Annotated in this window: 9 protein-coding genes; 5 read left to right on the forward strand and 4 right to left on the reverse strand. The window is 64.3% G+C overall.

From position 1 onward, the window contains the following. Nucleotides 1-957: 957 nt before the first annotated feature. Nucleotides 958-1551, reverse strand: a complete 594-nt coding sequence (locus tag ACZLZQ_RS13985; RefSeq protein ID WP_472949862.1) for an SCO family protein — start codon at nucleotides 1549-1551, stop codon at nucleotides 958-960. 704 nt (nucleotides 1552-2255) lie between these two features. Here ACZLZQ_RS13985 and ACZLZQ_RS13990 point away from each other — a divergent pair. Then, nucleotides 2256-3500 (forward strand): porin, encoded by a 1245-nt coding sequence (locus ACZLZQ_RS13990; RefSeq protein ID WP_472949864.1) that lies wholly within the window; start codon nucleotides 2256-2258, stop codon nucleotides 3498-3500. 161 nt (nucleotides 3501-3661) lie between these two features. On the opposite strand, the gene ACZLZQ_RS13995 is transcribed toward ACZLZQ_RS13990, so the two are convergent. After that, nucleotides 3662-3877, reverse strand: a complete 216-nt coding sequence (locus tag ACZLZQ_RS13995) for an alkylphosphonate utilization protein (RefSeq protein WP_472935085.1) — start codon at nucleotides 3875-3877, stop codon at nucleotides 3662-3664. Nucleotides 3878-4053: 176 nt separating this feature from the next. Further along, nucleotides 4054-5250 carry a cystathionine beta-lyase gene (gene metC / locus ACZLZQ_RS14000; RefSeq protein ID WP_472949865.1) on the reverse strand — a complete coding sequence of 399 codons (1197 nt, stop codon included), beginning with the start codon at nucleotides 5248-5250 and terminating at the stop codon, nucleotides 4054-4056. Between the two features lie 241 nt (nucleotides 5251-5491). On the opposite strand from metC, the gene ACZLZQ_RS14005 reads away from it, so the two are divergent. From ACZLZQ_RS14005 to ACZLZQ_RS14020, 4 genes are all read left to right on the forward strand, one after another. Beyond that, nucleotides 5492-6511, forward strand: a complete 1020-nt coding sequence (locus ACZLZQ_RS14005; RefSeq protein WP_472935087.1) for an amino acid ABC transporter substrate-binding protein — start codon at nucleotides 5492-5494, stop codon at nucleotides 6509-6511. A gap of 209 nt (nucleotides 6512-6720) precedes the next feature. Then, nucleotides 6721-7911, forward strand: a complete 1191-nt coding sequence (locus ACZLZQ_RS14010; RefSeq protein ID WP_472949867.1) for an amino acid ABC transporter permease — start codon at nucleotides 6721-6723, stop codon at nucleotides 7909-7911. Between the two features lie 16 nt (nucleotides 7912-7927). After that, nucleotides 7928-9427: an amino acid ABC transporter permease gene (locus ACZLZQ_RS14015; protein WP_472935089.1), complete on the forward strand. Its 1500-nt coding sequence runs from the start codon at nucleotides 7928-7930 to the stop codon at nucleotides 9425-9427. A 53-nt stretch (nucleotides 9428-9480) separates the two neighbouring features. Then, entirely contained in the window at nucleotides 9481-10227 is a 747-nt protein-coding gene (locus ACZLZQ_RS14020; RefSeq protein ID WP_472938130.1) for an amino acid ABC transporter ATP-binding protein, read from the forward strand. Between the two features lie 330 nt (nucleotides 10228-10557). Here ACZLZQ_RS14020 and ACZLZQ_RS14025 read toward each other — a convergent pair whose 3' ends face one another. Continuing rightward, nucleotides 10558-11604, reverse strand: coding sequence for an OmpA family protein (locus ACZLZQ_RS14025; protein WP_472949868.1), 1047 nt, complete (start codon nucleotides 11602-11604; stop codon nucleotides 10558-10560). Nucleotides 11605-12121: the final 517 nt, after the last annotated feature.

The raw sequence follows: 12121 nt of genomic DNA on the forward strand, positions 1-12121 counted from the left end.
GCTAAGCAATAAGAGGAACAGGCAAATTATTCCTCTAGGTCAAGCTGATGCCGTTTGATCACAGCCGACCTCGTCCATATTGTCTGCCTTACGAAGCGTAAGCCTTGCAACCTATGGCTTTTGGCGTCCTGGCGCTGCGATCGGCAGGCCGGCGGCGCGCGCGGCGATCGGCAAACTTTTTCGCGATGCCGCGGCTGGCGGGGTCCAGCGCCGACGCTAAGCACCTGCAGAATGAGCACTTTGTGATTCGGCGTGCTGGCGGCACGGCGATTTGGCCAGCCATGATCAGAGCCTCACAGCCAAAAAGTTTTCCGAAGATGAAGCTTAGGATAGGCGTAAAAGTAAGTTCGCTATTGAAATCTATTGTGCGACTTCCGCTAAAACCATGAATAAAAACTGGCTATTCACACTTCAAAGGCGTCTCAAGTAAGTGATTTTGTAAGCAATAGATATAAAGCGTATGGGAATGTATACATCGATATATTGATCAGTTTTGCTGTATAAATCAAGGAAAAGGAACCTTTAGGTGAACTTCTAAATGGCGCGGCAGTGCGTGGCGCTTTCAATGTGTTGCCGCTGCTGGGTTGGGTGACGGGCTCTATAGGGCGATGCGGCCGACGGCGGACTTTTGCGCGTCAGACTGACGGCGAGGCTGGTCGCGCGGGACGGCCGAGCCGGTCGCCTGCTGGCCGTCCGCATTGTCTGTCCCGGTCTGCTACAGCGCGCTCTCGGTCACGTGGCGTGGCCAGTGCGGGCGGGGAGAGGCGTGGACTGATGGGGGCCGGAAGGTGTTGCGGTCGCCGGGCAGGGGCGCCGAGGCTCGGGTGGACGTGCCGTCCGGGCGGCCGGGGTTTTGGCCTTGGCGAGCGGGGGCTTGTGCCGTGTGCAGCCGGGGGCGCGTCTCTTCTATAGAGAGCGCAGCAGGCCAGCCCCGCCTGTCTCTCTGCAGGGCGCGCCTCAGGACGGGGTCAGCAGCGCCGTGCGGATCTTGTCGAGGGCGGCCTCGCGGGGGGCGCCATAGGGGATCATGCCTTTCAGGCGGCCGTCCTTGCCGACCATCATCAGCGAGACCGTGTGGTTCATCTGGTAGCCGCCGCCTTCGAGCGGCACGCGCTCGGCGGAGATGCCCCATTTCTCGATCGCCTTGCGCATTTCCTCGGGGCGGCCGGTAATGCCCTCGATCCGGTCGGAGAAGGCCTCGACATAGTCGTGCAGCACTTCGGCGGTGTCGCGCTCGGGGTCGATCGAGAAGAAGTAGACCTTGATGTCATCGCCGGCCGGCCCGAGCACGTTCAGCCAGTCGGTGACTTCCATCATCGTGGTCGGGCAGGCTTCCGGGCAGCTGGTATAGCCGAAGAAGACCAGCGAGGGATGGCCGGTGAAGAGAGACTCGTCGACCGCCGCGCCGCGGTCGTCGATCAAGGAGAAGCTGTTGCGGAAGGCGCTGCGGTCGGGCTGCTGCAGGAAGACCGCGCCGAGGAAGCCGAGAAGCACCAGCATCAGCACGCCGACGCCGCCGGCGGCAAGAAGGGTTCCGGGGTTGCGCGCCATGCTCTTTCCTCGACCAGGGGAGGGGCGGCGGCCTCGGCCGGTCCGGTCCCTCCCGTCCTGGCAGTGTGCCACAGGCGCGGGCGGCCGGTACTGGACAGTTTGTCCAAGCGTGCCGGTGGCGGCGCCGGCGGCTTTTGGCGCGGGCGGTGGAGTTGCGGGAGCGACGCGGTAACGGTTTCGCGTGGCATGTCTCGCGGCGGGTTCGGCGGAGCTTAAGGCTCGTCATGCCGGCCGCCCCGGCGGTGGGCGCCAGGTGCGGCGGAAGCCTCGGGCGGCGCGAAGGGGAGTGCGGCTATACTGTCGCGCTCTGTCATGCGGCCGTCGCAGAGATTTGCCAGAGATCGCTCAATACATCGTCTCCCTCCAGTCGCGCTGTATTCTTCAGAAAGGCCCGCCATCGTCGATGGCGGGCCTTTTGTCGTGGAGATCGTGAGCCGTCGTCCAAATTGTCTTGAAACTGTCATGCAAGGAGGTCGCAGTGATTGGCAGCGACTGAATGAATTGGGTTTTCTGATGTATATTGGCGGCACTTAATTCTCATTGCGTCTTAATTCTGTCTTTCATCATATTTCACTTGTTTGTGAATGTTGCCGGAGATACCGAGGCGGAAGGAGCGAATAATCGATCCTTGGCAAGAACGCGGGAAGTAGAGCCGATGGTTCTCCAGTAACCCGCGTCATTATTTCGTTAGCTGGAGAAATATCATGAACATTAAAGCTGTTCTTCTGGGCTCTGCGGCGGTTCTGATCGCGGTGTCCGGGGCGCGCGCTGCCGATGCGGTGGTGATGGTCGAGCCGGAGCCGGCCGAATATGTCCGCGTCTGCGACGTCTACGGCGCCGGCTTCTTCTACATCCCGGGCACCGAGACCTGCCTGAAGGTCGGCGGCTACGTCCGCATGCGCCTGCAGGGCAACGACCAGGAGAACAACAGCGATCTCGACGATGCCGACGACACCCGCTTCGGCACCCGCGTCCGTGCCCGCCTCGACTTCGACGCCCGCGAGGAGACCGAACTCGGCACCTTGCGCGCCAAAATGCGCGTCCAGGCGACCAATACCGGTGCCGGCTTCAACACCGGTGACGCCAACTACGGCATGGACGAGGCCTACATCCAGCTCGGCGGCCTGACCATCGGCTACCTCGACACCGTCTGGACCTCTAACGATGGCGGCTTCAGCGACGGCCTGCTGCTCGAAGAGGCCGACTGGGCCGCGGGCGATTCCCAGCAGAACCGCATCTCCTACACCTTCGCCAGCAACGGCTTCTCCGCGACGCTCTCGGCTGAAGACGACGGCACCGGCGACTTCGTCCCCGACGTCCTCGGCAAGCTCGCCTACAAGGGCAGCTTCGGCGGCATCTACCTGATCGGCGTCTACGACGAGGAATCGGCGAGCGGTCGCTATACCGGCTTCGACGGTCGCCGCCTCGGCTACACCGCGCTCGACGGCGTGGCTTTCGGCAACATCACCGCCAACGACTATGACGGCAGCGACAGCGCCTTCGCGCTGAAGGCCGGCATCCAGCTGGAAAACCTCTTCGCTGAGAAGTCGATCCTGAAGATCGAGGGTCACTACGCCTTCGACCCGACGGAATATGCCGTGGTCGACGACGTGTTCCGCGCCGAGATCGGCGGCAACACGTCCGGGCTGCGCGACATTCCGAGCCAGTTCCAGATCGGCGCCGCCTATTCGCAGAAGTTCGGTAAGGTGACGGCCGCGCTGAACGGCGTCTACGGCCAGACCTTCGACCTCGACGTGACCTATCCCCGCGTCGCCTTCGTCGATCTCGACGGCGCCGACTATTACGGCGTCGGCGCGAACCTCTCCTACGACATCACCAAGAACTTCCAGGTTCTGGGCGAGGTGAACTACCGCGACGTCGACCTGCCGGCCGGCATCGACGACTTCGACGAGACGCAGGGCCTCATCCAGTTCAAGCGCACGTTCTAAGGCGCCGCTGGCGGGGTGGCGTCACCCCGCCAATGCTGGAGGGATCGCCGCATCGGCGAGGCCAGATGCATACAAAAAGCCCGGCAGCGATGCCGGGCTTTTTGCGTTGGAAACGGGGAGGGACGCGGTGCCGACGGCGGGCGTCCCTATCGATCGGCACTTTACGCCTTCTTTAGAAACTCGGTCCGCAGCACCAGGCCCTTGACCTTCTCGGCATTGCACTCGATTTCGGCGGGATCGCCGGTAAGGCGGATGTTCTTAATCAGCGTGCCGCGCTTCAGCGTCACCGACGTGCCCTTCACCTTCAGGTCCTTGACAACGGTCACCTGGTCGCCGTCGGCGAGGATGTTGCCGTTCATGTCCTTGACGTCGCTCATGCCAGTTCTCCGTGAGAGGGCGCATTACCTTGGCCGGCGACTTAGGCCATCCGTCCGCTGCCGGCGCTGCCGATGCCACGGAGGAGGCGGCCGCCGCAGTTGGCGCTGTCGCCCGATAGCGCAAATCGCCGCCGCTGGCACGCGGTCATTGCCGCGGCGGCGGCGATCCGGAGCCTTTACGGGGCGACGTCTGCAGGCGGCAGGCTTGCGAGGGCCGCAAAGCCACGCTCGAGGTCGGCCTGGAGGTCCGCGGTATCCTCGAGCCCGATCTGCAGCCGGATGACCGGCCCCTCCGCCGGCGCCTTGGCGTGGACGCGGTCGGAGAGGTCGACGAGCACGGCAAGGCTCTCGAAGCCGCCCCAGGAATAGCCGAGGCCGAACAGCTTGAGGGTATCGAGGAAAGCCGCGGCCTCGCGAAAGCCGCCGCCGTTAAGGACGATCGAGAACAGCCCGCTCGCCCCGGTGAACTGCCGCTTCCAGATATCGTGCCCGGGAAAGGACGGCAGCGCCGGGTGCAGCACGCGCGCCACCTCGGGCCGGGTCTCCAGCCATTCCGCGAGCCGCAGCGCGCTCTCCTCGTGGCGCTCGAGGCGCAGCCCCATCGTCTTCAGGCCGCGCAGGACGAGATAGGTGTCGTCCGGGGCGGCGTTGACGCCGATCGCCATCTGCGTGTCGCGCAGCCGGTCGAACGTCGCCGCATTGGCCGAGACGCTGCCCATCATCACGTCCGAATGCCCGCCGGGATACTTCGTCAGCGCGTGGATCGACAGGTCGACGCCGTGGTCCAGCGGCCGGAAGAGGAGCGGCGTCGCCCAGGTATTGTCGATCATCGTCACCGCGCCGCCGGTATGGGCGATGGCGCAGGTGGCGGCGACGTCGATCATCTCGAAGGTGTTGGAGCCCGGCGCCTCCAGGAACACCACCTTGGTCTCCGGCCGCATCAGGCTGGCGAGCTCGCCGGCGCGGGACGGATGAAAATACTCGACGGCGATGCCCATCCGCCGCAGCACGGTGTCGGCGAAGAGCCGGGTCGGCGAATAGACGGAGTCGATGATGAGCACATGGTCGCCGCTGGACAGGAAGGCGAGCAGCGGAAGGGTGACGGCGGCAAGACCTGAGGGCAGAAGGATGGTGCCGGCCGAGCCTTCCAGATCGTCCAGTGCCGCTTCCAGCGCGTCGGTCGTCGGCGTGCCCCGCAGGCCGTAGATGTATTTGGACTTCCGGCTACGCATCGCCTGCGTGTCGGTGAAGAGCACGGTCGAGGCATGGTAAACCGCCGGATTCACGAAACCGTGCCGGTTTTGCGGGTCATCGCTGTGAATGAGCCGCGTATTGGGCCCGTTTACGCAGGCGTCAGAGCTTGAATCGTCCACGATAATGTCCTGAATTCGGGAAAGGGAACATCACAGGCTGTGGGTCCCTGAAATAAAAACTGTCATCTGCTTGACCTGCCAATTTTTATGGCATGAGATCACAACGCAACAAACCATCCGCTGAGCGGCCCACCCGGGGCGGCGGTCGGGACCAGGCCGACCGGCTCCTTTTCGGTTCGCAAGGCAGCCCGTGTCCAGCGCAAAAATCAAGAACCGAAACAGATAACGGGAAGGTATTCTTATGAAATTGAAGCTTCTGACAGCAGCGCTCGGACTTGTCGTCTGTGGCACCGCGGTGACCAGCGGGTCGGCTGCGACGCTTGACGACGTCAAGGCGCGCGGCACGCTCAGATGCGGCGTGAACACGGGCCTGCCAGGCTTTGCCTCGCAGAACGATAGCGGCCAGTGGCAGGGCCTCGACGTCGACTATTGCAAGGCTGTCGCCGCCGCCGTGTTCGGAGACGTCAGCAAGGTGCAGTACGTGCCGCTGTCGGCCGTGCAGCGCTTCCCGGCTCTGCAGAACAATGAAATCGACATGCTCGCCCGCAACACCACGTGGACGATGAACCGCGACACGGCCCTCGGCCTCGATTTCGCGGGCATCAACTACTACGACGGCCAGGGCTTCATGGTGAAGAAGGAGTTGAACATCAACTCCGCTTTGCAGCTGTCCGGCGCGACCGTCTGCGTGCAGAGCGGCACCACGACCGAGCTGAACCTTGCCGACTATTTTAAGTCGAACAACATGACGTTCAACCCGGTCGTCATCGAGGCCCAGAACGACGTGAACGCCGCTTATGACAGCGGCCGTTGCGACGTGCTGACCACCGACCAGTCCGGCCTCTACGCCTCGCGCCTCGAGCTCGCCAAGCCGGACGACAGCGTCGTCCTGCCGGAGATCATCTCCAAGGAGCCGCTCGGACCGGCCGTTCGCGGCGGTGACTCGCAGTGGCTCGACGTCGTCAAATGGACCCACTTCGCGCTGCTCGACGCCGAGGAGCTCGGCATTACCGCCGCCAACGTCGAGGAAATGAAGTCCTCGCCGAACCCGGAAATCCAGCGCATGCTGGGCGTCGGCTCGACCTTCGGTGCCGATGCCGGCCTGCCGAACGACTGGGTCGTCAAGATCGTTCAGGGCGTCGGCAATTACGGCGAGCTCTTCGAGCGCAACATCGGCGCCGCGACCCCGCTCGGGATTGCCCGCGGCCAGAACGCGCTGTGGACCAAGGGCGGCCTGCAGTACGCCCCGCCGATCCGCTGATGCGACTTCGGTCGGTCGGCCCGTTGACGGCCGGCTGACCATCGGGTGAAACGTGCCAGGGGTCCGCGCCGAAAGGGGCGGACCCTTGGATCTACCCTGATCAGCCATCGTGGTCTGGCGTTCATGGACCCATCCGGGGCAGACGTGAGCGATGAACTGATCTGCCAATGCCCCGATTTTGCTCCCCTCGAGGAGGCTAGCGCCGCTTCATGACTGCCGAAACCCATTCCTTGCCGCATGCCGCCACCAAGGATTCCTGGCTGACCAATCCGACGGTCCGCAGCACGATCATCCAGATCGTCCTGATCCTTGCTGTCGTTGCCTTTGCCTGGTGGATCATCGACAACACTGCGCGGAACATGGCGCAAGCGCGGATGGCGTCGGGTTTCGGCTTCCTTGGCACCCGTTCCAGCTTTGAGATCGGTCAGGCCGCGATCCAGTATTCCAGCGATTCGACCTATGGCCGCGCCATCATCGTCGGGCTGTTGAACACGCTGATCATCGCGGTTTCCGGCATTATCTTCGCTACCATCGTTGGCTTCATCGTCGGCATCGGGCGGTTGTCGCGCAATTTCCTGATCCGGGGCCTTGCCACCGTCTATGTCGAGACGTTCCGCAACATTCCGCCGCTTTTGGTGATCCTGTTCTGGTATTTCGGCGTGCTCGGGCTGTTGCAGGCGCCGCGCAACCTTCCGGTATCGCCGATCGGCGTCTATCTTACCAACCGGGGCCTGCAGATCCCTGCAGCGATCTTCGAGCCGCTGGCGATCTCTATCCTCATCGCCCTGGTCGTCGGCATCGCCGCGACCTGGTTTCTCGCCAGACGCAACCGGGCGCACCAACTCGCGACCGGCGAACGGCGCCCGCTGCTGCTGCCGGCGCTCGGCCTGATCATCGGCCTGCCGGTGGTCGCCTATGTCGCCACGGGCTTTCCGATCGGCCTCGAAGTACCCGCGGCGACGCGCTTCAACCTCGTCGGCGGCTGGCAGGTGAAGCCGGAATACATCGCGCTGTTCCTGGCGCTGTCGATTTACACTGGCGCCTTCATCGCCGAAATCGTACGCGCCGGCATTCTGTCGGTATCGAAGGGCCAGACCGAGGCGGCGATGGCGCTCGGCCTAACGCGGGGCAAGCTGCTGCGGCTGGTGGTCGTCCCCCAGGCATTCCGGGTGATCATACCGCCGCTGACGAGCCAATATCTGAACCTTACGAAGAATTCCTCGCTCGGCTTTGCCATCGGCTATCCCGAGCTCTATTCGATCGGCTCGACGGTCGCCAACCAGGCGGGCCAGACCGTCGAGGTGGTCGCCATTTGGATCTGTGCCTATCTCGGCATCAGTCTCGCAGCCTCTTTCCTCATGAACATGTTCAATGCCCGCATGGCATTGGTCGAACGCTGAGCGGGAAGACAGAGACATGGAAGATCCCACCCTGCGTTTCGTTTCGACCGAGCAGAAGCAGCCTTTGCCGCCGCCGCCGGGGGAGACTGGCTGGCCCGCCCGGATCCGCCGCAGCCTGTTCGCGACGCCACTCGACACGGCGCTGACGCTGGTCGCGGCGCTGCTGATCGCCTATGTCGTCACCAACCTCCTGGAATGGGGCGTGTTCAACGCCGCCTTCGTCGGCGCGGACCGCACGGTCTGCTTGCCGAAGGACGGGCACGAGGCTGGCGCCTGCTGGGCTTTCGTCGGGGCGAAGTTCGAGCTGTTCATGTACGGCATTTATCCCGATGCCGAGCGCTGGCGGATCAACGCGCTGCTGGTGATGCTGGTGCTCCTGGTGGTGCCGATCGCCATTCCGAGCGTGCCGTACAAGCGCCTCAACGCAATCCTGCTCCTCGCTGTCTACCCGTTCGTCGCCCTTGTGCTTCTGACCGGCGGCCAGTTCTCGATCTCCGGCGGCGGCATCGCCTTCTTCATGGCCGTCGCTGCCGCGATCACGCTCTACAGCGCCAGCGGCAAGATCGGCTTTCGCTGGAGCCATCCGCTGGTGCGAGTGGCCGGCGGGCTGCTTCTCCTCTCGCTGGTACTGGTGCTGATCGCGGGGATCGTTTCTTCCGATCAGGTCCTGTTCCTCGACCAGCGCTTCTCAGTGCTGTCGATCGCTGCCTTCGCCGCCGCGTTGCTCTCCGTAGCCGCCACGGTCGCGTCTGCCTTTGGCGGGCAGGGCGGAGCGAAGCGAGCCTTGTCGGACCTCGTGCCGTTCATCGCCGTCGTCGCGGCGTTGCTGGTGGTCACGGCCGATTTCGGCCTCGAGCCGGTGCGCACCAACTCATGGGGCGGTCTCCTCCTGACGCTGGTCGTCGCCATCTCCGGCATCGTCGCCTCGTTGCCGCTCGGCATTCTCTTGGCGCTCGGCCGCCGCTCGCAGATGCCCGCAGTCAAGCTCTTCTGCGTCGCCTTCATCGAGTTCTGGCGCGGCATCCCGCTGATCACCGTGCTGTTCATGGCGAACTTCATGCTGCCGCTGTTCTTGCCGGCCGGCGTCAGTTTCGACCAGCTGCTGCGCGTGCTCGTCGGCGTCTCGCTGTTCTCCGCAGCCTACATGGCCGAGGTGGTGCGTGGCGGTCTGCAGGCGATCCCGAAGGGGCAGTACGAGGGCGCCGACGCGATGGCGCTGACCTATTGGCAGAAGATGCGGATGATCATCCTGCCTCAGGCGCTGAAGCTGGTCATCCCGGGCATCGTCAACACCTTCATCGGCCTGTTCAAGGACACCAGCCTCGTCGCCGCCGTCGGCCTCGCGGATCTTCTTGGTCAGGTCCGCCGCGGTTTCAGCGACCAGAACTGGTCGACCGAACAGACCCCGGCCACCGGTCTCGTCTTTGCCGCCTTCGTCTTCTGGCTCTTCTGCTTCTCGATGTCGCGCTATTCCGTCTATATGGAACGGCACCTCGACACCGGACACAAACGATAAGGATCTCCAGCATGTCTTCCGTCGAGCCCATCGCCGCCGCGCCGCGGCCTTCCATGACCATCTCCAACGAGGTCGCGGTCGAACTCGTGAACGTCAACAAGTGGTACGGCGAGTTCCACGTGCTGCGCGACATCAACCTGCGTGTTCGCCGGGGCGAGCGGATCGTGGTCTGCGGCCCTTCAGGCTCCGGCAAGTCGACCATGATCCGCTGCATCAACCGGCTGGAAGAGCACCAGAAGGGCCAGATCGTCGTCGACGGCACCGAGCTCACCAATGATCTGAAGAAGATCGACGAGGTCCGGCGCGAGGTCGGCATGGTGTTCCAGCACTTCAACCTGTTCCCGCACCTCACCATTCTCGAGAACTGCACGCTGGCGCCGATCTGGGTCCGCAAGATGCCGAAAGCCAAGGCCGAGGAAATCGCGATGCACTATTTGAAGCGCGTCAAGATTCCCGAGCAGGCGAACAAGTATCCCGGCCAGCTTTCCGGCGGCCAGCAGCAGCGCGTCGCCATCGCCCGCTCGCTCTGCATGAGCCCGAAGGTCATGCTGTTCGACGAGCCGACCTCGGCGCTGGATCCCGAGATGATCAAAGAAGTGCTGGACGTCATGGTTGGTCTCGCCGAGGAAGGCATGACCATGGTCTGCGTGACGCACGAAATGGGCTTTGCCCGTCAGGTCGCCAACCGCGTCATCTTCATGGACGCCGGCCAGATCGTGGAGCAGAACGAGCCGACCGCGTTCTTCACCAACCCGCAGCACGAGCGCACCAAGCTCTTCCTGTCGCAGATCCTTCACTAGGGGCACAAAGGTCGGGTCGATCATCCCGAAAGGGTATCTCGCTCCGGCGCTGAGGCGCTTTCAGAATTGCGCACATGCCGTGCGTATTTCCCCTCTGCATGCCTGCTGAGCGAGTGGGCTTCAGCGTAGTTCTTCAAAGCGGACGGTCCACGCCGTCCGTTTTTTGTTGGGCGGGTGCTTCGGCCCGTAGAGAGCGAAAGCGGCGTAAAATGAGTCGTTGGCAGCGCCTTGCTGTCGCTTTGATTCAAGGCACTGAAGCAGGACGGCAAGAAAAAAAGCCGGCGGTCCCATAAGGACCGCCGGCTTCGCTGTTCGTCTAGACCTATTGGATCAGCGCGCGGCCGATGTGACCGGCTTGACCAAGGCCGTGATGCGCCGGAGCGTCACGCGCCGGTTCTCCCGACTTTCCGTCTGGGTCGCGACCTTTAGGTCCTCCTCGCCATAGCCCTGAGTGATCAGGTTTTCGGCCGGAATGCTAAAATACTGCGACAGGGCGGTGGCGACGGCCTCGGCGCGCTGGTCGGACAGCGCGAGGTTGGCGACGTTGCTGCCGACCGCATCGGTATGGCCTTCGATCAGGAAGGTTTCACCCGGGTTGTCCTTGATGACGCGGGCGACCGCATCAGCGAGCGCCTGCAGGTTCTTCACTTCCGCTTGCGAGATCGACGCGGACCCGAAGTCGAAGTTGATCGTGTTCACGTCGATGCGCCGGACCTTGTCGCGGATACGGGCGGAACGGCGAACTTCGTCGACCGAGTAAATCCGCTCGACGGTCTCCACCGGCGGCGCGACAATGGTGTCGAAGTAGAGCTCCTCATCCGGCTGGTCGACATCGACGATGTAGCGGTCTCGCGGGATGCGGATGTCGAGCGGCGGCAGGTCCTCGCCCGGGTCGTCGTAGTAGTCCGGGCGCGGACCGTCGTCCTCGGAGTAGGGGTCGTAGAACAGCACGACCTCGCGGCCGTCCGGGTCGATGCGGGAGCGCTGAACGACGTCGCCATACTCGTCGGTGATGGTGACCACCTGCGATCCGTTGTCGCGAACGATTGTGTCGCGCGTCCGGCCGCGGGGCAGCCGCTCGCTGTACTGTTCGCGTGAATCCACCGCGAGGCGGTTGTCGTCGTTCGACCGGATGAAGTAGCCGGCTGCTGCACCGACCGCCACGCCTGCCGCCGCCGCACCGACAATCGAGATGATGTCGCGGTCGCCGACACGCTGGACGACCTCGCTTTCAGGCCGCTGGCGGTAACGGGGCGCCTCCTGCAGGCGCTCGCCGCGCTCGCTAGTGATCGGCTGCTCCACGACAGGACGCGACAGCGTCTGGACGCGGGCATCGCTCTGATCGATGCGGCCTTGCTCAACCGGCGCATTCTGCACCTCGACCGGAACCGGCTTCGGAGCCTCGACCGGCGAAGCGGCCGGAGCGGGTGCTGGCGCTGCGGGAGCACCGGGCTGTGCACCCTCTGCCGCAGGGGCTGGTGCCCCGGGCGTCTGCGGGACCTCCGCAGGCGCCGGAGCCGCCGCTCCTGGCTGCGCAGCTGCTGGCGCGGCCGGCGCAGTAGTGCCAGGAGCTGGCGCTGCTGGTGCTGCGGCATCCGGTGCTGCGGCAGGTGCTGCAGCGTCGGGCGCGGCAGCGGGTCTTCCCTGGCCGGGCGTGCGGGCGCGGCGCTCGGCAGGGGCGGCGGGTGTCGCCGACGGTTCAGCCGCAGCGGGGGCTGGCGCGGTTTCAGCGGGTGCCGGCTCTACAGCAGCCGGCGGTGCGGTCGGGGCAGGCTCGGCGGGCGCCGGCGCAGGCTCTGCTGGTGGGCTTGGCTCTGCTGGCGCCGGCGTCGGAGCAGGCTCCGCAGGCGCTGCCGGCTCGGGGGCTGCCTCTACCGGAGGTGTGGGCTCCGGC

The organism is Mesocryomonas lacus (assembly GCF_055730105.2).

Excerpts from the sequence above, each read along its gene's own strand:
- ACZLZQ_RS14020 (WP_472938130.1), top strand. The coding sequence starts at position 9,481 with ATGACCATCTCCAACGAGGTCGCGGTCGAACTCGTGAACGTCAACAAG.
- ACZLZQ_RS14010 (WP_472949867.1), top strand. The coding sequence starts at position 6,721 with ATGACTGCCGAAACCCATTCCTTGCCGCATGCCGCCACCAAGGATTCC.
- ACZLZQ_RS13995 (WP_472935085.1), bottom strand. The coding sequence starts at position 3,877 with ATGAGCGACGTCAAGGACATGAACGGCAACATCCTCGCCGACGGCGAC.
- ACZLZQ_RS14015 (WP_472935089.1), top strand. The coding sequence starts at position 7,928 with ATGGAAGATCCCACCCTGCGTTTCGTTTCGACCGAGCAGAAGCAGCCT.
- ACZLZQ_RS14005 (WP_472935087.1), top strand. The coding sequence starts at position 5,492 with ATGAAATTGAAGCTTCTGACAGCAGCGCTCGGACTTGTCGTCTGTGGC.
- ACZLZQ_RS13990 (WP_472949864.1), top strand. The coding sequence starts at position 2,256 with ATGAACATTAAAGCTGTTCTTCTGGGCTCTGCGGCGGTTCTGATCGCG.
- ACZLZQ_RS13985 (WP_472949862.1), bottom strand. The coding sequence starts at position 1,551 with ATGGCGCGCAACCCCGGAACCCTTCTTGCCGCCGGCGGCGTCGGCGTG.